The organism is Fischerella sp. JS2 (assembly GCF_032393985.1).
Taxonomy (GTDB): domain Bacteria; phylum Cyanobacteriota; class Cyanobacteriia; order Cyanobacteriales; family Nostocaceae; genus Fischerella.
Genome location: NZ_CP135918.1, coordinates 1,895,358 through 1,920,065, shown reverse-complemented (window position 1 = coordinate 1,920,065; position 24,708 = coordinate 1,895,358). Strand labels below are relative to the sequence as shown.

Genomic DNA, 24,708 nt, shown 5'->3' with positions numbered 1-24,708 from the left:
CAGCTTGCGTTGTTGTGACAGAGTACTAGCTTTGCAGCAGTTAAATATAAATCCAAATAGATTCCATTAAATTTAAATATTGAATTTAAGTTGATCAATTTCATGAATCACAGTTACTATGACGTTGTTGTGATTGGAGGAGGCCCTGCTGGCTCCACCTTAGCTAGTTTACTGGTTCAGAAAAAATATCAGGTTTTGGTACTCGATCGCGAAAAATTTCCCCGTTTTCATGTAGGGGAGTCTTTGTTACCTGCAACTCAACTCATCTGGGAAAAATTGGGAATAGCCGAGCCACTCCAGCATCTTGGTAACACATTTAAATATGGTACGGAAATTCGGATTGGGTTGAATCCACAGCAGTCTGAATACGAGTACAGCAGACAAGAGTTTTATAAATTTCCCATCCAGAGGCTGCAACAGCGCCCTTATGCATATCAAGTAGAGCGAAGTGAGTTTGACCTGTTTCTGCTTAATCATGCTCGGGAAGAGGGAGCCACAATATTTGAGGAGGCAGTGGTTAAAGAAGTCCTTTGGGAAGGTAACACAGCAACTGGAATTCGTTGGAAAAGCAAAGACAATATTGAATACATCACCAAAGCCAAATTTATTGCTGATTGCTCAGGTCGACATGGCTTAATCACTAAAAGCCGCAAATTCTTAATTCCGAACAAAACGATCAAAACCTCAGCTGTGTTCGGTCACTTCAAACATGTTACCCGTGCTTCTGGTATCCAACAAGGCTACTTCAATGGCTATGTAATTGAAAATGGTTGGATCTGGTTCATTCCACTCGCATCAGATATTATGAGTGTGGGAGTGGTTATGAACGAGCCAGGAACAAGTTGGTGGAAGCAGAAAAGTCCTGAGAAAATTTTGCTGACTTATATTCAGCAGTATAAGTTTATTCGAGAGCGATTTGAGCAGGCTGAGCAATTTTCCAAAGTCCGGATGTTGCGCGATCTGTCCTATGCCTCAAAATGTTCTGTAGGGGATGGCTGGATTCTTGTTGGAGATGCTAATTTCTTTGTCGATCCTCTTTTCTCATCTGGTGTACACATTGCCTTTCGTTCGGCGGAAAAAGCAGCAGATGTCATTGATGGGTTTTTGAAGAATAATCGGGATGGGAAGTCTTTACAGCAGTACGAGAAGTGGAGTCAGAAGGAGCATTTTCATGTTTCTACAACTATGGCTCTGATGTATAAGATGCTGAAGTACCGGATTTCCATGCAGTTGTTGATTAAACTGACTGGCAAGTACAGTAATCACTGGGACAATTTATTCCTACGGCGCTTACTTGCCTGGGGTAGCGGGTACTATGAGGAGTTCCACTGGACGCTTTATTGCTCTTGGATATTGTGCTTTCTCTTGATTGGAATTGGTAAGGTATGTGAAAAGTTCTTAGGTGTATCAGGTTGGAGTACCCTGCCAGAGTTCTGCTTAGAGTCACCACTAACAATTCCAAAATCTGTGAAATCAAGTAATTTGATCTAGATTTGTGCGATCGCTAGCTAGTTGAACAACCCCACCTATGAATTAACGCAATTTTCAGTATTGTCCAAATTCCTTTACTTTGCAGGTATGAATATGAGTCAGTCTGTCATTAATTCAGGTGTAAAGCGGTCATATACGGCAGAAGAAATCCAAGCCTGGCTAGTATCTAACATTTCTGAGATGCTGGGAGTTGAACCCGATGAGATAGATATCCAAGAACCTTTGGACAGTTATGGCTTGGATTCAGCACAAGGGATGGTTCTTGCTAGTAAAGCAGAGAATTTGCTTGGATTTAAACTATCTTTGATTCTATTGTGGCATTACCCCACAATAGAAATGCTTAGCAAACGTTTAGCAGAAGAATTTGCAGATTCGGATTCAGAGATTTTTGAGATTTGAACATAATCCACTACAAAGAATTTTAGATTTTAGATTTTGGATTGAATGAATCTAAAATTCAAAATCCATAGTCCTATTGAGAGGTTCTTCAACGATGAACGCATATGAGCTTTTGGAAAATCTGATTCAAAAAGGTGTTCACTTGTGGATCGATAACGAAAAACTAAATCTTCGTTCTCCCAAGGGAATAATGACACCAGAAATGCAAGCAGAACTAACTGCTCATAAATCAGAAATACTAACCTTGCTACGTGATAGAGATGTCGCTACTAAAGCTGCTTCTGTCCCACTAAGTATGGGACTAAGTTTGCAAACTATTGGTCGTTTAATAGGAGGATTTGTTAAAAAATCAGCTGTGAAATATCAGTCACCAGTTATTGATCCCAGAGTGATGGCTCAAAAATTAACGGTGACATTTAGACCATTACCAAAGGATTATCAACGGCTAGAAATTATTAAATTTCGAGAAGAATTAGCAATTAAGCTCAGCGATTATGGAGTCAAAGTTTTATCTTGGGAAGAAGCAACAACTGAATTTTACTACAATTTTACTTTGCCATTAATTAACTTCAAGAAAAACCTAAAAATTAGGGGCGTAAAAGCAGAAATAGATGCAGTAATTGATGTAGAAAAATCTCCTGGTTTGATAAAAAAACTAGGTGTATATGTAGCAGAAACACTTTATCAACTCTATTCTCAATTTTTCTTGAATAATCAACAAATTTCTGTTTCTAGAATTGCTAAATTAAGTAGTTGGGCAGAAGATCATGTAGCTAAATATATTGAAGATCCGACCAATACTCAAGTAATTATCCTGACTGAAATAGATAAGGAGTTTGTCAATCCTGTCATTACTTATCAAGAAAAAATCAATATTGGCATAAATACTTTAGTTAGAACATTTTCCGAAATGGTAATTGGTGTTTCCAATGACAAAATTTCCATTTTAAATATGAATCTTTCAGATTCTGTTTTTCCTAAAAATGAGATGGAACACTTTGTTTTAAATTCATTAATTCCTAAAGTTTTTGTACCAATATATCCACTGTTACTGAATAGATTTACTTTAGAGCAGTATAATCCTCATGAATCTATCTATGCTGCAAAACTCGTGCAATTAGGTAATGAGCTATTATCAACAGGCCTATTTCCGCCAGGCTTTAAGCTTTGTGAAGTTATCAAAAGAAAATCCCATAGAGATATTGTAAATGTCATTGTCAATGGGAGGACAGGTGTTTCTTATGGTTTTGTTGCTTATGCTGAACCTCCGCAATATGTTGGTAAACCAGAAATAACTGAAGATGAGTGGCATAATTTATTATCTGTTGCAGGATTTAGTAGTGATGAATTTCGTCAGAATGAAAAAGGTAGGTATTACATAAAAACCAAGGTAAAGGGGGAATATAAATATAAGCAAATTCCAGATATTTGGCTTGTTAGTTCTCGTTCCGGCGCCAATAAAACAGATTTAAACCTGGAAAGCGATATTATTCGGATTGGTTTGAAAGAAAAGTTATTTCTGCAATTATCAAATGGTATTAATCCAGAGCTAGTCGATATCAAACCTTCTTATGATATCTATGTCATGCTTGCTATTAGTTTGTCTGCTGCTTTATATACACCAGAACTGATTAGAAATGGTGCGCCAATTGTTCACTTTCACGGCTACCCAGCATCTGACTGGTTTAAACAGAATGAATACTGTGTTGGAATCAACAATCCTTCAGTTCCTTGTGGTACTTATGAATCCGGAGTATTAAATTTTTTGGGTATTTCTAGTTTGGCAAATCAACAGCTAGAAAATCCAGCCCTAGTAAGTTTGATAGAACCAGATCATGGCACAAATTTTATCGCCCAGGATTTGGAGTATCTAGTACAAAGATTGCAGGCTGGATGTACACAAGGACAAATTGAACTCGGTGGCAAACATTTTGCTTCTCTGAAGGCAAAACTAAGCGATCGCTGAATTTAATTGGATTGAGTACAAATCATGAAATACAATATACAATACTTATGCTCTACGATAGAAAGCTTTCTCCTTTGGAGCAAGTTATAGAAATCGTCAATCGTCGTGCTGGTGCCTATAACATAGTTACGATTTGTCGAATTAACGGACTACTCAGCGAAGAAGTGATTAGACAATCTCTTGAGTTGCTTCAAGCACGTCATCCCCGGCTGAATTGCCGCATCGTCAATAAGTTAGATGGTTTGCGCTTTGAGAGTGGAGATATCGAGATCCCTTTACGGGTAGTGAAAAAACTTGACTCACAACAGTGGCAAGAAATTGTTTGGCAAGAACTCAATCAAAAAATTGAAAGTCACAAAAGTTTAATGCGAGTTGTGCTGGTTGCTCTCAAAAATGAACAAAATGTCAATTATTTGATCACAACAATACATCATGCGATCGCAGATGGTTTATCTTGCATCCAACTACATTCAGAACTTTTAAGATATTGCCAAAAAATTATATCTTTTGAACCAATAGAAGTTGTCAGCTTACCTGCACTTCCACCGCTCAAAAAACTGTTGCCAGACTCCATGCAAGGATGGAAAGGTGCAGTGAATATCTTCTTAACTATATGCAGACACGTCTTAAAGGAGATACAATATCGACCACAAACTTTGAAGTTTGAAAAATTCCTACCGATTGAATCACGGCGTACTGGTATAGTTCACAGAAAACTCAACGAAGCACAAACGACAAAGTTGCTCAATGCTTGTAGAAAGAATAAGACAACGGTACATGCTGCTTTATGTGCAGCAATGTTGTTTGCAGCAGGCAGAAAAATTACTCCTGCAAAGAAAACAAATGTCAATCTTAGCTGTTGGTCTCCTATTAATCTACGTAACCGACTCCAACCAAAAGTCAGTAATGAGCATCTAGGTGTATTGGTTTCTGGTGATATCTCATGTCATACCTTAAGAATAAATACACCTTTTTGGGATTTAGCTCGCGACAGAAGACAACAGATGGAAGCAAGTTTAGAAGGTAATCGGGTCTTCTGTTCAGCGTTGTTAATTGAGCTGTTAACCGATTTTCTTCTCACTTACCCTCGTCAAATGTTTGCGACAGTAGGTGTCACGAATATAGGTAGAGTCAACATCCCTTCAAATTATGGTGTATTTGAACTTGAAGAAATTAGCTTTGTTCCCGCATTGGGAGCATTTGGAGGTTTGTGTGTTGCTGTTCTAACTTTTGAAGAAAAAATGGTTTTGAATTTCATGTTTTCTGAACCTGCTATTAGTCAGGAAACTGCGGAAATTCTCGCTGATCATGTCCTTGCTTGTATTATAAAAGCCTGTAAAAATCCAAAATTCACTTTTGCTGATCAAATAGTTGCGATCCCCCAAACGCAGCTAACCTCAATTGCTTCCAGTGCTTTAAGTGTTGCTCGTCTAGGCTCCGGTCGCCAACAGTAAAAACATCTTAATTTAAGGGTATTCCCCATTAAAAAGCTTTCTGCCTCCTGCCTCCTGCCTTCCTCAACTAATTTCAAAACATAAATACTTATGCTCTATGATAGGAAACTCTCTTCTTACGAGCAGGCGCTGGAGATTTTGAATCGCCGTGCCACAACATATAACATAGTTACGATTTGTCGAATTAACGGACTACTCAGCGAAGAAGTGATTAGACAATCTCTTGAATTGCTTCAAGCACGTCATCCCCGGCTGAATTGCCGCATCGTCAATAAGTTAGATGGTTTGCGCTTTGAGAGTGGAGATATCGAGATCCCTTTACGGGTAGTGAAAAAACTTGACTCACAACAGTGGCAAGAAATTGTTTGGCAAGAACTCAATCAAAAAATTGAAAGTCACAAAAGTTTAATGCGAGTTGTGCTGGTTGCTCTCAAAAATGAACAAAATGTCAATTATTTGATCACAACAATACATCATGCGATCGCAGATGGTTTATCTTGCATCCAACTACATTCAGAACTTTTAAGATATTGCCAAAAAATTATATCTTTTGAACCAATAGAAGTTGTCAGCTTACCTGCACTTCCACCGCTCAAAAAACTGTTGCCAGACTCCATGCAAGGATGGAAAGGTGCAGTGAATATCTTCTTAACTATATGCAGACTTATATTAAAAGATATTTACTACCGACCACAAACTTTGAAGTGTGAAAAATTCCTACCGATTGAATCACGGCGTACTGGTATAGTTCACAGAAAACTCAACGAAGCACAAACGACAAAGTTGCTCAATGCTTGTAGAAAGAATAAGACAACGGTACACGCTGCTTTGTGTGCAGCAATGTTGTTTGCAGCAGGCAGAAAAATTACTCCTGCAAAGAAAACAAATGTCAATCTCAGCTGTTGGTCTCCTATTAATCTACGTAACCGACTCCAACCAAAAGTCAGTAATGAGCATCTAGGTGTATTGGTTTCTGGTGATATCTCATGTCATACCTTAAGAATAAATACACCTTTTTGGGATTTAGCTCGCGACAGAAGACAACAGATGAAAGCAACTTTGGAAAGTAATCGGATCTTCTGCTTACCTTTGTTAACCAAGCTGTTGATAAACTTTCTTCTCGCTTATCCTTATCAGGTATTTTCAACAGTAGGTGTCACGAATATAGGTAGAGTCAACATCCCTTCAAATTATGGTGTATTTGAACTTGAAGAAATTAGCTTTGTGACTGCAAATGCAGCATTTAGAGGTTTGTGTGTTGCTGTTCTAACTTTTGAAGAAAAAATGTTTTTGAATTTCATGTTTTCTGAACCTGCTATTAGTCAGGAAACTGCGGAAATTCTCGCTGATCATGTCCTTGCTTGTATTATAAAAGCCTGTAAAAATCCAAAATTCACTTTTACTGATCAAATAGTTGCGATCCCCCAAACGCAGCTAACTTCAATTGCTCCTCGTGCTTTGAGTAGTGTTGCTCGTCGAGCCCGTAGACGCGGTCGTTCGATTTTAGATTTTAGATTTTGGATTTTGCGAAAAGTTTGATCGGAGAAAAACTCCGTTCAAAGCTTTTCAAGACGGATTGGTTCCACAAATAGAGTGAGTAAGTTTTATGAACCTGTGTGAACAAACACTTTTAATTTCGGGAATTAGTGGATTTATTGGCTTACGAACTGCTGAGCTAGCCATAGCACGAGGGATGAAAGTTCGTGGTTTGGGACGTTCTGCCGAAAAAGTTAAACAAGCGCAAAAACTAGGTGCGGAGGTTATGATTGGCAGTGTCACAGATCCTACGACTGCCTATAAGGCTTGCCAGGGAGTAGACATCGTTTTGCATACAGCTGGTATTGTCCAAGAAAGTGGATCACTCAAGCATTTTCGTGAGGTCAATGTTGGTGGAACCGTCAACATGGCTAAGGCTGCTAAGAGTGCTGGCGTCAAAATCTTTACTCATCTCTCCAGCGCTATGGTTTATGGCTTCAACTATCCTGATGGCATCACGGAAGATGGACCACTGCGTGGCGAGAATAATCCTTTCTGCCAGACAAAAATAGAAGCAGAAGAAGCACTTTTACAACTCCATGCCCCGCCAGGTTTTGGGATCATCATTATCAGACCAGGAGATGTTTACGGGCCGGGGAGTATTCCTTGGATAGTCCGACCACTACTGATGATGCAGCAAAAATTATTTGCATTAATTAACGATGGACGAGGAGTCATTAATCATGTATATATCGATAACTTGATTGATGGCATCTTTCTTGCGATCGAAAAGGAAGCACATGGAGAAATCTTTAACATCACCGATGGGCAGAAAACTTCTTGGAGAGAATATTTTACTCGCTTAGCTGAAATGGCAAATTTACCTGTACCTTATTCTCTACCAAAAGATGAAGCCAAACTATTACTGCGTGTGCGCGAACAGGGACAAAAACTTTTTCGGAAAAAATCTCATCTTCTACCGGAAACTGTAGATTTTCTTTCTCGTCCCTACGCTTATTCTATTGCCAAAGCACAAAATATGTTGAATTTTCAACCAAAAATTGATCTAGCAGAAGGAATGCGGCGCACACAAGAATGGCTGCAAATAACAGATATTCAAAAATTGATGTCATAGCAAATTAGCCAAAACTACAAATTGCAAACATATTTATGATAAAAAGAATCACTCTGTTTTATCTATTTTTACTCTCTAATTTTGTCATTTTGGATTTAGCAAGAGCAAATCCAAATTATAATTCCAATATAAAACTAACTGTTGTAGTAGATGGAATCCGTAATCAAAAAGGGCAGATTTGCCTGAGAATCTATAATAATGAACAAGGGTTTCCTCTAACAGATACCAGTGAAGAACAAAGTAGTTGTGTTCGGATTCAAGGAACTTCTATAAAAAAGGAATTCTACGGATTGAAGCCTGGAACTTATGCTGTTGCTGTAGTTGATGATCAAAATGGAGATTATCAATTAAACAGAAATTTTTTAGGTATTCCACAAGAGGGTTTTGGTGTTTCTAATAATCCGACAATATCAATAAAAACTGGTATACCAAAGTTTCAAGACGCAAGTTTTTCACTCAAGACAAATAAAACGATTAAGATTGCCATAAAATACTCGCTAGATCCATAAAATATCATCGATAGCTGCGCTAGTGATCTATCGCATTCATTATAAGGGATAAAAACGAACCACGTAGACGCGCTCATAGGCTACTTACCCTTCGGGAACCCTTTCAGGGAACAGAAGCCACTTCATGTCTACCCGCAGGGTAGGAAGAAGGAAAAGAAGAGGAATGGAAAATAGGTTGACATAGCAAATTTAATGTGATGACCGTTAGTAGCTTTGGTATAAGCTACCAGCCTATGCTGTGATAGATGAAATGCTACAGCCAAATATGTATTAGATTTCGTAGCATTAGTCAGGAGACTGTATTCCCCACTTCCCCTAGATTCTACACCCTTACACCATTTCCAAGAGAACTCTATTGAATCATCACACCAAGGACAAACAATCATTATGTTGCATGGTTGTTGCATATACCTTTATAAAATTATGATTTTCTGTAATTCTTAAATTTAGCTCAGCGAACCTTGTGCTCTTGGATTCATTCTCGCCAGTGGTGTTCTTGGCACTGGCTTTTTTCTTTTGGTGACAAATCTAGTGATTGACAAGCGACATGTCTATGAACAATATCAAAGGAGAGTCGGACAAGTATAATATCTCTATTGCGCCTTAGTTTGCATAATTAAAATTCCTTGTTCATAAGGAGATGTAGCACCACATCATCTGTTTGTAGACTTAGTCTAACTACAAATGAATTATATTCACTCCAGATTTTATTTATACTTATAAATTTTTACTTTTATCTACTGCAATCAAAAGCCAGTGGTGTTTCTTCCACTGGCAAATAATAAAGCAAAAAGTGAAAGCTTATTATGCTTCTTTTTTTTAAATTAGGCATAATGAACTAAATTCGAGCATTACAGAAAATAATTAGTTTGTATATTGAAATGCAACTTTAGTGCAACATCATGCAACTTAGTTGTGATTTCTTAAGATGCGAGTATTTTTACACTAGTTTTTGATTGTCTTAAGGTATTGCAAATTTGTTGCATATGAGTTGCAATCTAGTATCTTATCAGAATAACATGCGTATCAATACAAATTAAAAGAACGAAACTTGAAACAATTAAAAAACCAGTCTTTTTAAGCTGGCATGAGCTATTCTCTTTTTTGATTTACTTGGCAGACTTTGAAGATTTTAGACAATAAAAATGGCTAATTGATTAATTTTAGCCTTTTAGTGTTTTCTTTAGTTATTAATGCTTAGCAGACATAGTAAACTTTATCTGACTTAGGTAGGTTGTTTATCATGACAATTATAGCGAATAAAACAGTAATTTTGACTGGAGCTTCACGTGGTCTAGGAGTATATATTGCTTATGCTCTAGCAAAAGAGCAAGCAACTGTCATTGGTATTTCTCGTTCTAAGTCTGGACTGAATAAAACACGTGATGAAGTCAAAGCTCTTGGTGGTAAGTTTATCGGTTTTACCTTTGATATCAGTAACTTAGAAAATATATCGGCTTTAATACAGCATATTCATAACACAATTGCTCCAGTTGATATTTTAATTAATAATACTGGAGTAGAAATTTATCAATCTTTCACAAATTATTCTCTTGAAGACCTCCAGTCAGTATTGACAACTAATCTATTAGCGGCGATGGAATTAACCCGTTTATTATTGCCAAGTATGTTGGAGCGTGGTAGTGGTCACATTGTTAATATTTCGTCTCTAGCTGGCAAAAAGGGAGTTCCTTACAATAGCATCTATTCAGCGAGTAAAGCTGGTTTAATTATGTGGACTGATTCTTTGCGACAGGAATTAGTCGGTAGTGGTATAAAGTTTTCAGCCATTTGTCCAGGATATATTTCTGAAACTGGGATGACTGTAAATAGTGGCTTGCCTACTCCTATGTTAGCGGGTATATCAACACCAGAAGAAGTAGCAAAAGCAGTAATTAAAGCTATTCAGAAAAACAAAGCAGAAGTAATTATTAATGAAAATGCGATCGCAGAATTTTTTACCAAGCTAATATTTGCAATTGGTCAAATTACTCCACAATTTGTAGATGCAGTTTATCGTTGGATTGCTATCACTAAACTCAACCAAATGCGTGCAGAAAATTTAGCTAATAATCAATACAGACGTGCCTAGTTCTACTTTCCAGTTGCTTTCTTGAAAACGGCTCATCTGCTAATAAAAAATCTCAAACTAACTTGAGATAGATTTCGATAATTTTTCTGATCATAACTTCTCAAAAAATTAAAGTCATGACAAAACTGCTTAGAAACTCCTCTATTCCTTACCTGATTGGGAATATACTCACAACCACAGCTTGGGGTTTCAAGTTCCTCAATGCTCAACTAAAGTTGTATCAACAAGCGTGGTTTACACCCACATTTCATGAGTTGCTACTAGAGATTGCCAACTTCCCACCAGGTAAAATGCCAACCCGCAAAATGCTTGCCGGATTGCTGGCAGGTTGGGGGAATAATCATTTTGCTGCCAACCTTGATTACCTAGAGGAAGTAGCGAAGCAGGCTGTAAAGACTCCTGGGCCTATTCTAGAGTGTGGTAGCGGACTCACAACTATTCTACTGGGGTTGCTTGCGGGTCGGCGTGGCGTTGAGATTTGGTCACTGGAGCATATTCCGCAATGGTATACACGTGTTAATACCGTGCTAGAACGCTATAAAATTCCGGGAGTCAATCTCTATCTATCGCCCTTACACAACTTTGGAGGCTTTTGTTGGTACAATCCTCCATTTTCTTGTCTACCAAATAATTTTCGCCTGGTTATTTGTGACGGTCCTCCTAGTAATCAAACTCCTGGTGGTCGATATGGACTTTTGCCTGTTCTTGGCCAGCACCTTTGTGACAATGCACTCATCTTGCTCGATGATGCAGATCGCGAGTGCGAAGCAGAAGTGTTACGCAGATGGACAACTGAATCAAGAGTGAGCGTCTTGCTGCACAAACAAGTTTGTGGATCATTCGCATTTGTGACTTATCCAGGCAAAGTTAATGAGTTTGAGGTAAATCAATGAATGTGTTAGCGATCGCTCTTTTTGGGATTTTGACAGCTTTTGTGGTTCTCCAGATATTTTATATACTGGCTTTTGTATCATCAATGAATTTGCCAAGCCCAAAGACTATACAAGACGAGTTGTTGCCTAAGGCAGCAGTCATTCTTTCTCTGCGAGGTGCTGATCCATTCTTAGCTGCTTGTGTGCGTGCCTTACTCTACCAGAACTATCCGCAATACAACTTGCACATTGTTGTCGATAGTCAAGAAGATCCAGCCTGGAATATCGTTAACAAAACGATTCAGCAAGCACAAGCAACACACGTTCAAGTCAACCCTTTAATTGCTCGGCACAACACATGTAGTCTTAAAGGCAGTGCATTAGTGCAAGCTATCAAAGCACTAGACGATTCTTATCAGGTAGTGGCTTTTATAGATGCCGATGTCATCGCCCATCCCACCTGGCTGCGTGAACTAGTTATACCCCTAATGGATGAGCGGATAGGAGCCACCACAGGAAACCGTTGGTACATAACGCAAAGCGGACAATGGGGTTCGCTAGTTCGATATCTATGGAACACAGTAGCCGTCGTCTTTATGTGTACCCAGCAAGCTCCTTGGGGAGGCTCAATAGCAATGAGGCTTTCTGTATTACGGCAATCAGGGCTATTGGAGAAATGGACACAAAGCATTTCCGTTGACGCCCCCATTCTTGGAGCATTACAAGCGATGGGCTTAAACGTGAAATTTGTACCTACAGTCATGATGCCCAATCGTGAGGAGTGCAATTTAGCTCGATGTTTGCGCTTCATTACACGCCAATTACTCTCCACACGGCTTTACAATCCTCAATGGCTGCTTATTGTCGCCCAAGTATTCACATCTACATTGGCTGTTGTACTGACAATAGTGCTGCTGCTAATTGCACTAAGTAAGGGAAACATAGGTACTGCACTAGGGATAGCTGGAGGATTTGCTAGCTACATCCTGGCAATAGCTGTGCAACTGGTATTTGTGGAACAAGTTGTGCGGCGAGTGATTCGGGCACGGGGTGAATCAACGACTCCATTTTCAGCCTTGATGATGGCAAAAACTCTGGTGGCAATTCCATTGACACAGTTAGTTTATGCAGTCACGGTCGTATCGGCGATATTGACACAAAAAGTGGAATGGCGCGGCATCAGTTATCAGATTAAAGGGCCTTGGAACATTCGATTAATCGAATACCAACCTTATGAACTTTCAAGGCAACCTATTGACACTAATATTTCACTTTAAAGAATTAGACAACTAAGTGCGATCGCATCATTAACTCGAATAGATGCATTTGTAGACTCTACAATTTGAACCTTTGGCTGTTGAAGAGGAATTTCATGAACCTTTTGCGCCTTCTGTTACGCACTTCCGCTCTTCTCCTCAGCCTTGCTATATTGGCTGGTATCCTTAGTGGTGGCTGTGCTGCTGGTTTGATTGCTCTAATCAACGCCACATTAAGTCAAAATCAACCATCGACCACTACCTTAGTTTCGAGCTTTGTTGCTTTGTGTCTGGTGCGGCTTATTGCTAATTTTGCTTCTCAAGTCTTGCTCATCCATCTTTCAGAAAAAGCTATTCTTGACCTACGGATGTTGTTAAGTCGCCGTATTCTTGCTTCTCCCTTACGTCTATTAGAACAAATTGGTGCTTATCGTCTTTTAGCTGTCCTTACTGAAGATATCCGAACAATTTCTAGTACAGTTCTGATTATTCCTTTTTTCTGTATCAATATTGCCATTGTTATTGCCTGCCTGATTTATCTTGGTTGGCTTTCTACCACTGTGTTCGTGATCGGTCTTTGCTTTCTGTTCCTGGGAATATTCAGCTATCTACTACCAATGATGAAAGCCATGTCCTTGCTGGAATTGGCTCGCGAACAGGAAGATAAGTTATTTAACCACTTCTGCGCCATCACTCAAGGCACAAAGGAACTTAAGCTGCACCATCAGCGACGACAATCATTTCTCAAAGAAGACCTTTGCACTACTGCCCTATCATACCGTCATCATAACGTTCTCGGTTTGAGCGTTTTTGCAGCTGCTGCCAGTTGGGGACAAATTCTCTTTTTTATTGCAATCGGTTTGCTTTTATTCACTCTACCTTCTTTAACAAAGATTCATTTTACAATTATCTCTGCTTATGCCCTAACTATCATCTACATGATGTCACCTTTAGAACACATCATGAGTATGCTGCCTACTGTAACTAGAGCCTTAGTAGCATTAAAAAAAGTTGAGTCTCTGGGACTTTCATTACCTAGTAGTTCCAACGAAACTTACTCTGAAAAAATACTTTCCTTAGGTCAATTTTGGCAGTATCTAGAACTTGTAAATGTAACTCATATATATTATCAGGAGCGAGAGGAAACTAACTTTATCCTTGGTCCTATTAACTTGAAATTCTATCCAGGAGAATTAATTTTTATAGTCGGAGGTAATGGTAGTGGTAAGTCTACCCTAGCTAAATTAATTTCTGGTCTTTATATCCCTGAAACTGGAGAAATTTATTTAGATGGTAAACTAATCGATAATCACAATAGAGAGTGGTATCGTCAGCAATTTTCAGTAGTATTTTCTGACTTCTACCTTTTTGAGCGTTTGTTGGGTTTGGATAATAGCAACCTAGACACTCAAACTCAAAATTACCTTGTGCAACTACAACTTGACCATAAAGTTAAAGTCAAAGATGGTGTGCTTTCTACAACAAACCTTTCTCAAGGACAGCGCAAACGCCTCGCTTTGCTCACTACCTACTTAGAAGATCGTCCTATTTATATGTTTGATGAGTGGGCTTCAGATCAAGATCCTGTCTTTAAGGAAATATTCTACACTCAACTTTTACCAGAACTAAAAAATAGAGGTAAAACTGTACTGGTTATTACCCATGATGACCGATATTTTTACATTGCAGACCGTATCATAAAGTTGGAATACGGCAAATTGAAATATGACAGAAGTCCTGCTTTTCTAAATATTTCAGTAAATGAATAGGGTCAAACAATGTTTTTGAAAATTTTCAAGCAATTTGTCACATCTGGATTGCCAGGAAAGATATTAAAAGAAAAATTTTCATTACGTAAACAACAAAACAAAAGATTACAAGAAGATGTCAAAAGTGTTTTGTCTTATCGAGAATGGATTCAATCTTTAACTAATAATACTTTTGATTGCACAAGAATAATAGGAGTTGTTGCTGCCGCAACAGGAGCCGAAAATTATTTACCATATACTATTCCCAAAATCATTGCACAAATCTCTGAAATAGGAATGATGGCTGATATTGTTATTGGTATGAATAATGGTTATGAGTCCCAGTCTGTTGTTGATCGTTTTAGTTTGCTGCCAAATGTTCAAGTAGTTTGTCTATATACTAGTGACAAATTAGCCAATAATATACCAGCGAAAATATATGACAATTTTAGATATGAAGGAAAACCCTATTACTTAAAAAATATTGATAGCCGGGATTGTAAGCACAGAATATTCATAGTTCATCAAAAAGAAGGAGAATATGCAGCAGGAAAAATCCGAGTTTTGGGAGATATTTATGAATCATTACTACTTAAAAGTATAGAGAATGGATGGATACCACCTAAAATTTTGATTGCTTTTGATGCTGAATCTCAGTTTTTAGTAGAGCAAAACTATGCATTTATAGAACCAGCATCTAACGGCTTAATGTTAATGGTAAGGGAACTTGAGAAGCATCCCAAAATAGATATTCTTGGTACAAGAAATAGATTCGCTATTTATCAAAAATATATAGTAGATGAAACTAAAGTCCTCCTACCTAACTTTAGTGAGGAAGTGCCACCTCTCCAATGGTTTTTAAATATAGTTCATGGTAAATATAAGGGTTTTAAGTGGATGCCAGGAGGAGGCACAGCAGGAAAAATAGATGCGATGATCAGCTTATTAGTTGTAATTTCTCAAAGGTATCCGGGTACAAGAAGTGAAGACACCCATCTCACTATCCTAGCCAAGTATGCAGGCTTTATAGGCGACATATTCTTAGATGTTGTTTCTACCAACAGAACTCCTAACTTTACCGATATGACAATAGACAAGTCACCAAAAAAAGCTTGGATTGAACAAATATTTAGATGGAATGCTGGTTGTCAAGGATTGATATTATGCTATGGAAAACATAATGTTCGATTAATAGCAGCTGACTGCTTTCCTTGGTCTATTTTTAGTTCACCAATTGAATTTTTGAAAAGGTTAAAAGGAACAGAGAAATTAACTTTATATACAATCAGCCAGAAACTTAGAATTTTAGCGATCGCTTTTTTCGTCTCTCGAAACATCAGAAATAGAAGTTTAGAGAACCCTGACATACTACAAGGTAGCAAGGTGAAAGCTTCGTGGTGAAACTCAAGACTCGAAAAAACCGGAATAAATGAGGTAATTAGTAGTAACGACACTGGAATCTAATGCTTGGATCAAGATTACCAAAGTTGTGATTATATTTTGATTCTGAAAATTTTCTCTCATTTCACCTTAGTTAGCAGCTATGAGCAATGCATCTATCCAATGGATTATTCACATGTATGGCTTATCCAAGCAAAGTTAATGAGTTTGAGGTCAATTAATGAATGAATTAGCGATCGCTCTTTTTGGGGTTTTAGCAGTCTTTGTAATTTTGCAGACACTTTATGTACTGGCTTTTGTCTCATCAATGAATTTGCCAAACTCAAAGATTATAGAAGACGAGTTGTTACCCAAAGCGGCAGTTATTCTTTCCTTGCGAGGTGCTGATCCATTCTTAACCAACTGTGTTCAAGCTCTGCTCCACCAGAATTATCCGCAATACAACTTGCACATCGTCGTTGATAGTCAGCAAGATCCAGCCTGGAATATCGTTAACAAAACGATTCAGCAAGCGAGAGCAATACACGTTCAAGTCAACCCTTTAATTGCTCGGCACAACACTTGTAGTCTTAAAGGCAGTGCATTAGTGCAAGCTATCGAGGCACTAGACGATTCTTATCAGGTAGTGGCTTTTATAGATGCTGACGTCATTGCCCATCCGAACTGGCTACGTGAACTAGTTACACCTCTAATGGATGAGGAGATAGGAGCCACTACAGGAAACCGTTGGTACATGCCACAAACTCGACAGTGGGGTTCGCTGGTTAGATATCTATGGAACACAGTAGCCGTGATCTTCATGTGTATCCACCAAGCGCCTTGGGGAGGCTCAATGGCAATGAGGCTTTCTGTATTACGGCAATCAGGGCTATTGGAGATATGGAAACAAAGCGTTTCCGTTGATGTCCCCATCTATAAAGCATTACAAGCGATGGGCTTAAACGTGAAGTTTGTACCTACAGTCATGATGCCCAATCGTGAGGAATGCAATTTAGCTCGATGCTTGCGCTTCATTACACGCCAATTACTAGTCACGCGGCTATACAATCCTCAGTGGCCACTCGTTGTCGCCCAAGTATTCGCATCCACATCAGCTGTTTTACTGACAATAGCCTTGCTGCTGATTGCATTAATTAGCGGCAACATGGGTACTGCAATTAGCATAACAGGTGGATTTGTCTGTTACATCCTGGCAATGGCAGTGCAACTAGTATTGGTGGAGCAAGTTGTGCAGCGAGTGATTCGGGCGCGGGGTGAATCGACGACGCGATTTTCTGCCTTAATGATGGTAAAAATCTTGGTGACAATTCCATTGACACAGTTAGTTTATGCAGTCACGGTCGTATCGGCGATATTAATACAAAAAGTGGAATGGCGTGGCATCAGTTATCAGATTAAAGGACCTTGGAACATTCGATTAATCGAATACCAACCTTATCAACTTTCAAGCCAGTCAGTTGGCAATAATGTTTCACTTTAACAAGATTCAGACAACTCTAACACTCACTTGATTAACCTAAATTTATTTGGTTGTACGCTCTAAAATTTAAATACAGTGAGATGCACTCGAATTCTTTTAGGATTCTCCCGACTCGTTCGATTTATGACGGCGACTTATTAATTAACGCGATCGCATTCTGTAGAGTTTGCCTCACTGATGTATTACTGTTAAAAATCTCCATAAATTTGAAGAAGACAGGAGGCAGGAGGCTCAGTTGGCAGAAGGTTCAATGTTCCTGGGGGATTCTGACCCCCAGTAATTGTAGACCACCAAATCTGCGATTTGGTGGGGGTCTTAAACCCAATTTGGTCAAGGCAAAAGGCATACCTTCAAACTTTTCTTCCCAACTGAGCCTCCTGCCCTGGTACCTTCTGCCTTGCCCGAAGGGCAGATAATGATGTTACTGGCGAATAAAGGGCTAACTACAATCGACAGGCAGTAACACCCTTACCATTAGTTGCACCTCTTAAGCCAATCACTACAGCTTGTACACGCTGTTTAGGAGTTCCATGATGATGTCTACTCCACCATGCGTAATCGCCAACGCGATAAGCAAAGGAAGCAATTTCCAAAATATCTTGATTGTCAAAAACAATATTGGGGATCAATCCGATATAAACTCCAGCTAAACAATCAGCTTGTAGTTCTGATATAGGTGTCACTCTAGGGTTAAATCCAAAAGCAATTTGCATAGCATGGGCATACTCATGCGCGATCAAGTAAGCTAGAGCGCTGTCTCCATGCTGATATGCCATATAAATATCTCGTCTAGTAATATATATAGTGTGGTTACGTGGGCAATATTGGCTACTATCAATATAACCACAGTCACCAGCTGCACCTGGAGAAATGTCCCAAATTAACCGAGGTGTTGCTTCATAGCCGTGAATATGTTGAATTCCTGTATAAACTTCATCTACAACTGCTTGAGGCGACAATTCTTGTGCTTTAGCTGGTGCAGAAGTTAGTACATACCCAATACTGAGGAGAGTGGTATAAAGCGCTTTCCATACTTTCATTGATACCCCATATATCACTTGTATACTGGATTGTTACTATTTCTATCTCCAGTCAGAAGCGCACATATTACCCAAAAGACACAAAAGTTAAAACTTTGGATGGTATGGTTGCGGAGATTGGCATAAAGTACGTATTCATTCAGAATTAGAATAGCTATCATTTTTCAGAATCAAGCTCTGACTTTCGTTAGAGGGATAATAATTTGTTTAAAGGTAGTCTTATATTTGTGTTCAAAAAACTCTCTTGGTTCAGAAATAGGTTGGTTTTTATCAAATTTTCTTACTAACCTATAACTCTTATTTAGAGGCTAATTGTACTTAGAAGCTAAGTTTGGTTTCTCAAGGTATTAGCCTATTTTGGAGTGAGCCAATGACAGCTATCTCAAAATTATGAAAAATTAACTCACGGAGTATACTCATGACCAATTTGATTTCTAATACGATCGCTCGTGTCAGTTCTTTGTTAAAGGGACTCCAAGTTAAGCGTTTTTTGGCTGTTGTGATGCTTGGTGTTCTCCTATTAACCACCAATACCTACGTTACTCCTGGTGATAACAAAGCTTTAGGTAAGGAAGTTCGCGATCGCGCTCACTTGAATGATACCCAAAGACCAAGAACAGTAGGCGAGTGGCAAAAAGAAGCTGAGGAAGTCAAAGGTAATCCTGGTGAAAGAATCAAAAGAATTGGGGAAGATTCAGCAGAAGCCTTGAGAGATTTCGGCTCTGGTTATGCAGAAGGTGCTAAGAAAACTGGGGAGCAAGCAAAAAATAGCGTAGTAGATGCAGGTAAAGACGCTACTACCCAAGTGCGACGCTAAGTATCTGTTGGTACTAGTGGTTGAAATGTGCGATTGCACATCAATTTTTTAGTGCTTGTGTGAATACTAAAATCTGCACTGTGTAAAATCAGTGCAGATTTTAGTCATGAATATGTGAACTAATATCATGTCCCACTAATTGATTAGGGTATAAACCTTGGAATCGGGGATGGTTAAAAAATAATCCATTACCAATTACTTATTACTGACCCCAACGGATAATACAAGTGTTCAAGCCGACATAATATAATTACCATCCATTATCGCCATCATCGTATAAGTTTTCACCTTCAGCAAGGCTATTATAACCGAGTTGTGGGTTATCAATGACACGCGATTGAATAACTTTTCCCTTCTTAATTTTTATATAAATCTCTCGCTCACATAGGCAACCAAAGCCCATGTGAACATGATGATGAAGTTTCCCTTGAGGAATTTTGATCACCCCACTGAACCAATTAGCACGAGTGGGAGCTTTATCAAGCATTTTGTAAAGACCAAATATATCTACAAGATATAATTGACCATTTTTGATTTCCCAAGTTCCGATAGGGAGCCACCAGTAAGCAGTTGAGAATACCAAGGGATGATCATTACCTATATTTATATCTTGATCATTTAATTTCATCACTGAATTTTGCTCAGGCAATGGAATACAAAATGATATTGGTATTATTTCGCCATTAAAGATAATTTTCTCACAAACCTGAGCAGTCATAGCAATCTCCTCTGTTATCAGTTATCTCTGTGTATTTGTTGTAAAGCTACACGCTCATCTAGGAGATTTCCTAATTCCAATTTAGATTTACTCAAAATTCTTTAAAAATGCCATTATAGTTATGGTACTAACATACTGGAGATAAAACCACGGTTTACGCACGTCCCTTAGCACGGCTAATTGAACAATTGCAACGCTTGCCAGGAGTGGGACCAAAAACTGCCCAAAGGCTAGCTTTGCACATTTTGAAGCGTCCAGAAGCAGAAGTAGAAGCTTTAGCACAAGCTTTAATTGAAGCCAAAAAGCAAATTGGTTTGTGCAAAGAGTGCTTTCATCTTTCGGCTGAACCTGTTTGTGAAATCTGCCGTAACCCCAGTCGTGACAACAGTACTATTTGTATAGTGGCAGACTCCCGCGATGTAATTGCCTTAGAAAAAACTAGAGAGTACAAAGGTAAGTATCATGTTTTAGGTGGAGTAATTTCCCCGATTGATGGTATTGGCCCAGAACAATTGACAGTCCAACCTTTGGTGCGGCGCGTTAGTCAACAAAAACCCAAAGAAGTAATATTGGCAATTAGTCCGAGTGTAGAAGGAGAGACAACAACACTGTACGTCGGTCAGTTACTCAAGCCATTTACTAAGGTGACGCGCATTGCCTTTGGTTTACCTGTGGGTGGCGATTTAGAGTATGCTGACGAAGTGACGCTAGCGCGAGCCTTGGAAGGACGACGAGAGTTGGATTAGAGTTATCAGTGATCAGTTATCAGTTTTATCTATTTACTGATAACTGATTTGCTCAGGCTCCTCGAGTTAGCTGTAGACTTTGTTGTTGCACCACTTCTTCATATAACAGTTCTAACTGAGCAATATTAGTGCTAAGGGTGTAGCGTTCTAAGACTCGCTTTCTAGCTTTTTGCCCTAGCAAAGTTGTTAACTCAGGGTGGTCTTGGAATAACGGTAGTAAGGTTCTCAGTTGGGGTCGTACTGATTTAGGATTAAGAATTACACCCGCTCCCTTTTCTAGCACTTCTCCATCGGCTCCAACATCAGTGGCTAAACAAGCTACTCCACAAGCCATTGCTTCTAATAATGACAAAGATAAACCTTCTACTAAGGAAGGTAAAATATATACATCTGCACACCGTAGAATTTCTATACGTCGATTTTCATCAGCGACAAAACCTAACCAGTGAATGCCATGCTCAGAGCTATAAAATGGTTCCAAAGAAGACTTGAGGGGGCCATCACCGACGATCAGTAACTTGCTTCCTGTAGCCATTTCTGCTTGCTTCCAAGCGCGCAGTAAAGCTTCCACGTTTTTTTCTGGAGCTAACCTTCCCTGATAGACAAACAAGCGATCAGCATCAAATTCTGCTTTAACTTGAGAAATACCAGGAGAATATTTATTAACATCCACGCCATTGGGAATAACAGCAATATTTTCTGATGGTACACCCATGCGTGCTAATAATTCGCGCTGAATTTGGGAAAATACAATCACGCGATTGTAATTGCCTAAAAAAGGCGCGTAGAGTTGATAAGCCAAAAGTTGAGTCCCTGATACCAGCTTGGCTCCTTTACCTGCAAACGGTGTGTGGAAAGTAGCAACTAGTGGTAAATTTAATTCCTCACAAATTTCTGGCAAAACAAAGTCTAGGGGAGATAAGGTGAGGGAAGCATGAACTATATCTGGTTTAATTCGCCTGAGCGATTGAGTCAGAACCTTAGTCGCTCTAAAGGTGGGAATTGTGTAAACCTGCGACTTATAAATGAAAGGTAAAGGCACCTCTTGACAATTTGGCCAATTGTCAAGTTTGGATTCTTCTTGAGCAAAATGCAGGAAACTAACTTGGTGTCCCTGCTCTAGTAAAGCATTTGTGATCTCTCGACTGTAGGTAACATTGCCACAAAAGGGCGATTTTTTTCCAATCCAAGCTATACGCATTCTTTAATTTATTATTTATTAGGAAAGCGGGTTTAATTTATCAGCTTTTTACCATTACTCTGATGTTTTTTGTGATTTTACTCTTTTTGGCTTGTTGATTAATCATAAATCACAGCCAGTACCCACTTAACATACAAAATTTTATGTTTTTTATTTAAATATGATTTTATTTATTTGTTTTATTTATAAGTCGCTTTCTTAGCATAAAATGACTACAGAATAACTAGACGCTAAAACTGCGTCTAGCTTTGCGTAGACTTGATCCCTAGTTACTGGCGTTCGAGATTTTATTATGCATTTAAGCTTAACACAAAAGTATTAATCTCTACTAGAAAAGGAAATATACCAGTTTAATAAACCACCGAAAAAAACGATCGCTGCCAATCCAAAGAATACAACTTGTAATCCAACGAAGGTTTCTGCTACACCTGCTAATGCCAAGGGTAAAGTTAGGGCAATATTAATGACATTATTCTGTAAACCAAAAACTTTTCCCCGCATTTCTATAGGTGTTTCTGTTTGAATAGCCGTTTGCATGGGTATGCCTACTAACGCCCCAAAAATACCTAAAGACATTACTAAAGGCAAAACAACCCATAATTGTTGTGTAAATACTGATAGACCAATGAGGGATGCAACCATACCAACACAACCAATTAGACTTAACTGAGTATAGGAGAAGCGTTGCCCAAACTGACCTAACATTACTGCTCCCAGCGCAATTCCAACACCACCAGATGCTAGTAAAAAGCCGAATTGTTGTGGTTTTAAGTTAGGAATTACTTCTGCCATGCGGACAGCTAAAACTGTTAAGGCTGCAAATACAGAAAATAAGATAATTAATTGAATCAGAGCGTTGCGGAGGCGATGATTTTTTCTCAAATAACGCAGACCATCCCGTAGGTCGGCAAAAATGTGTGGAGATTCTTTTGTGGTTGCGTGGGGTTTTTCGTTAGTTACTAGTAACAACAAAATTAAGCCAGCGATCGCATAACTACCACCGACAACTATTTCTTTACCAAGTCCGTCACTACCACCAAGGAGTAACCACAAGTGATCAGCTGCTGCTAAAAGTGGTTCACCGATGGCGAACCCAATAATCACCGATGCCATCATAGTGGTGGTGTAAAGAGAATTAGCTGAGAGTAAATCTTTCTCTTTTACCACTAGGGGAATTGCTGCTTGTTCGGCTGGTGCAAAAAACTGCGTCAGTGTCGAGACTAAAAAAGTTATGCCTAATATGATCACAAAACCCACAGGTAACATTGCGATCGGTTGCCAATCCTGAGTTAACCAAAGCAGTGAGGGAATGATCAAAACTAGGATACCGCGCCAAATATTTGTTCCTACCAGTACTAGCTTTTTCGACCAACGGTCTACAAACGCACCGGCTAGAGAACCAAACAACACAGCTGGTATAGTAAAAGTCATCATCAGTGCTGACACCCAAGCACTAATAGTTTGTGCGCCTGTCTGAAAATGAGTATTGATTAAGGCAATCATCAGCACCAAATATACTTTGTCTGCCAGTTGGCAGAAGACTTGACCACCCCAAAGAGCTAGAAAATTAGGGTTTTTCAATACTGGCCAAAATCCATATTCCTGGGCATCATTTGCAGTAGCTTCTGTGCCTACAGGTTTTTTTTCTGCATCTGACTTTTCCGATACAGAGGCATTTGGTTCATGGGAGTTAGTTTCCGTTGCCACATCGGTTGGGGGTGCTGCCGATGTACAATTTTGCTCGTCTTGAGAAAGGTCTTTTGCAGACATTTCTTGGCGATGAATTTGGCTGGGTGTGGTCTCCCGAACCGTACTCAGGTGATTTGGTAATTTTGGCGTTGATGTTCTATTGTGTTTATTGACATGGCTTGGTGATATTGGCAGGATTTTTGTATCCAAATCAGACGATTGCATCATGGTTAGCAGCAAAGTAAGAATCAATCAAGGCAGCAGAGCGAATAGGACGACCAAAATGATACTGAGCATACTGACGCAAAATTTGCTCAACAGATAACCAGCTATTTTTTTCGGCTGCATCTAGCATTATCTCTGATTGCGACAGCTGCTGGAGTATAGACAATTCTTCAGCATCTAAGCGCTTAGAAAGCGCTGGTATTTCTTGCTGATAGTTAATGGTTTCGTAGGCTTGGGGTGTAGGGGTGTGCAGACGCGTAGCGGCTTCCCGTGAGAGTGGGTGTATGGGTATAGGGGTATGAGGGGAAACACTATATCTCCCCCTCTCGCCTTCTGCCACTTTCTCAGTTTCACCTTTTTTCTTCAAGCGTTCCCAAGCTGCTAAACAAACAGTTCCACCAGCACTTACACTAAATCCAACTCGCAAGTGGGGATCTTGAAAATCTGGTTTCAACGTGCGTCCAGTTAAACAACAAATTTGTACTTGTGGCGTGAATCCAGCTAAAGCCAAAAGTTGAAATAGTCCATGTGTCAACTGAGCTATAACGCTAGATGCTGTGCTAGGTAAATTTTCGAGACGTTCTAGATGTTCATTTAATAATTCATACAATTCTGCTTGGGGTTGTTCGCTTAAAGCCTGACATAGTGCGATTTCGGCTAAATATTGGCTAGCAACTAGCTTTACCAAGTCCTGAGCCAGACCTGGGTAAGATTTTACAGTTTGAGCTTGTGTAATTTTATCTAGCGATCGCCCCTTGGCAATCAACAATTCATTGACAACAAACATTGCACTCCTACCACCCAAGCTGGAGTTATGTTTGCGAGATCCAGGAGCAATTACACGAATCAAACCAAATTCCTGTGTCAAAACCGTCACAAGGCGGTCAGATTCGCCAAAAGCCTGAGCTTTAAGATTAATACCAGTTGCCTTATAAGTTCTACTCATTTGTCCTTTGTCAATTGTCAATTGTCAATTGTCATATGTCATTTGTA

20 protein-coding genes are annotated in these 24,708 nt (G+C 39.1%); 15 read left to right on the top strand and 5 right to left on the bottom strand.

Annotated features, from left to right (window positions below):
• The first annotated feature begins 102 nt into the window (after nt 1–102).
• From RS893_RS08020 to RS893_RS07960, 13 genes are all read left to right on the top strand, one after another.
• Entirely contained in the window at nt 103–1,491 is a 1,389-nt protein-coding gene (locus RS893_RS08020) for an NAD(P)/FAD-dependent oxidoreductase (protein WP_315790673.1), read from the top strand.
• A gap of 93 nt (nt 1,492–1,584) precedes the next feature.
• Nucleotides 1,585–1,890, top strand: coding sequence for an acyl carrier protein (locus RS893_RS08015; RefSeq protein ID WP_315790672.1), 306 nt, complete (start codon nt 1,585–1,587; stop codon nt 1,888–1,890).
• A 94-nt stretch (nt 1,891–1,984) separates the two neighbouring features.
• On the top strand, nt 1,985–3,856 hold the full coding sequence (locus RS893_RS08010; protein ID WP_315790671.1) for a hypothetical protein: 1,872 nt from the start codon (nt 1,985–1,987) through the stop codon (nt 3,854–3,856).
• Between the two features lie 47 nt (nt 3,857–3,903).
• A complete protein-coding gene (locus tag RS893_RS08005; RefSeq protein ID WP_315790670.1) occupies nt 3,904–5,310 on the top strand; it encodes a phthiocerol/phthiodiolone dimycocerosyl transferase family protein in 1,407 nt (468 codons plus the stop codon).
• 90 nt (nt 5,311–5,400) lie between these two features.
• On the top strand, nt 5,401–6,849 hold the full coding sequence (locus RS893_RS08000) for a phthiocerol/phthiodiolone dimycocerosyl transferase family protein (protein WP_315790668.1): 1,449 nt from the start codon (nt 5,401–5,403) through the stop codon (nt 6,847–6,849).
• 67 nt (nt 6,850–6,916) lie between these two features.
• Entirely contained in the window at nt 6,917–7,921 is a 1,005-nt protein-coding gene (locus tag RS893_RS07995) for an NAD-dependent epimerase/dehydratase family protein (protein ID WP_315790667.1), read from the top strand.
• A gap of 35 nt (nt 7,922–7,956) precedes the next feature.
• The gene (locus tag RS893_RS07990; protein ID WP_315790666.1) at nt 7,957–8,430 is read left to right on the top strand and encodes a DUF2141 domain-containing protein; all 474 of its coding nucleotides are present in this window, start codon (nt 7,957–7,959) and stop codon (nt 8,428–8,430) included.
• A gap of 1,243 nt (nt 8,431–9,673) precedes the next feature.
• A complete protein-coding gene (locus RS893_RS07985) occupies nt 9,674–10,522 on the top strand; it encodes an SDR family NAD(P)-dependent oxidoreductase (protein ID WP_315790665.1) in 849 nt (282 codons plus the stop codon).
• 116 nt (nt 10,523–10,638) lie between these two features.
• On the top strand, nt 10,639–11,415 hold the full coding sequence (locus RS893_RS07980; RefSeq protein ID WP_315790663.1) for a hypothetical protein: 777 nt from the start codon (nt 10,639–10,641) through the stop codon (nt 11,413–11,415).
• Nucleotides 11,412–12,671, top strand: coding sequence for a glycosyltransferase family 2 protein (locus RS893_RS07975; RefSeq protein ID WP_315790662.1), 1,260 nt, complete (start codon nt 11,412–11,414; stop codon nt 12,669–12,671). Before RS893_RS07980 ends, RS893_RS07975 begins: the two co-directional genes overlap by 4 nt.
• A 95-nt stretch (nt 12,672–12,766) precedes the next feature.
• A complete protein-coding gene (locus RS893_RS07970; RefSeq protein WP_315790661.1) occupies nt 12,767–14,419 on the top strand; it encodes a cyclic peptide export ABC transporter in 1,653 nt (550 codons plus the stop codon).
• A gap of 9 nt (nt 14,420–14,428) precedes the next feature.
• On the top strand, nt 14,429–15,799 hold the full coding sequence (locus RS893_RS07965) for a hypothetical protein (protein WP_315790660.1): 1,371 nt from the start codon (nt 14,429–14,431) through the stop codon (nt 15,797–15,799).
• A 220-nt stretch (nt 15,800–16,019) separates the two neighbouring features.
• Complete coding sequence (locus RS893_RS07960) at nt 16,020–17,279, top strand: glycosyltransferase family 2 protein (protein WP_315790659.1); 1,260 nt, start codon at nt 16,020–16,022, stop codon at nt 17,277–17,279.
• Nucleotides 17,280–17,722: 443 nt separating this feature from the next.
• On the opposite strand, the gene RS893_RS07955 is transcribed toward RS893_RS07960, so the two are convergent.
• Nucleotides 17,723–18,319 (bottom strand): neutral zinc metallopeptidase, encoded by a 597-nt coding sequence (locus RS893_RS07955; RefSeq protein WP_315790658.1) that lies wholly within the window; start codon nt 18,317–18,319, stop codon nt 17,723–17,725.
• A gap of 418 nt (nt 18,320–18,737) precedes the next feature.
• On the opposite strand from RS893_RS07955, the gene RS893_RS07950 reads away from it, so the two are divergent.
• Nucleotides 18,738–19,136 carry a hypothetical protein gene (locus tag RS893_RS07950; RefSeq protein ID WP_315790657.1) on the top strand — a complete coding sequence of 133 codons (399 nt, stop codon included), beginning with the start codon at nt 18,738–18,740 and terminating at the stop codon, nt 19,134–19,136.
• A gap of 250 nt (nt 19,137–19,386) precedes the next feature.
• Here the strand turns inward: RS893_RS07950 and RS893_RS07945 are convergent, their stop codons facing one another.
• Complete coding sequence (locus RS893_RS07945; RefSeq protein ID WP_315790655.1) at nt 19,387–19,854, bottom strand: hypothetical protein; 468 nt, start codon at nt 19,852–19,854, stop codon at nt 19,387–19,389.
• 188 nt (nt 19,855–20,042) lie between these two features.
• On the opposite strand from RS893_RS07945, the gene recR reads away from it, so the two are divergent.
• Nucleotides 20,043–20,600, top strand: a complete 558-nt coding sequence (gene recR, locus RS893_RS07940; RefSeq protein WP_016870206.1) for a recombination mediator RecR — start codon at nt 20,043–20,045, stop codon at nt 20,598–20,600.
• A 52-nt stretch (nt 20,601–20,652) separates the two neighbouring features.
• Here the strand turns inward: recR and RS893_RS07935 are convergent, their stop codons facing one another.
• The 3 genes from RS893_RS07935 to recO all read right to left on the bottom strand — a co-directional run bounded on the left by RS893_RS07935 (nt 20,653) and on the right by recO (nt 24,661).
• A complete protein-coding gene (locus tag RS893_RS07935) occupies nt 20,653–21,801 on the bottom strand; it encodes a glycosyltransferase family 4 protein (RefSeq protein WP_315790654.1) in 1,149 nt (382 codons plus the stop codon).
• A 318-nt stretch (nt 21,802–22,119) separates the two neighbouring features.
• Entirely contained in the window at nt 22,120–23,715 is a 1,596-nt protein-coding gene (locus RS893_RS07930; RefSeq protein WP_315791911.1) for an MFS transporter, read from the bottom strand.
• Entirely contained in the window at nt 23,702–24,661 is a 960-nt protein-coding gene (gene recO / locus RS893_RS07925; protein WP_315790653.1) for a DNA repair protein RecO, read from the bottom strand. Before recO ends, RS893_RS07930 begins: the two co-directional genes overlap by 14 nt.
• Nucleotides 24,662–24,708: the final 47 nt, after the last annotated feature.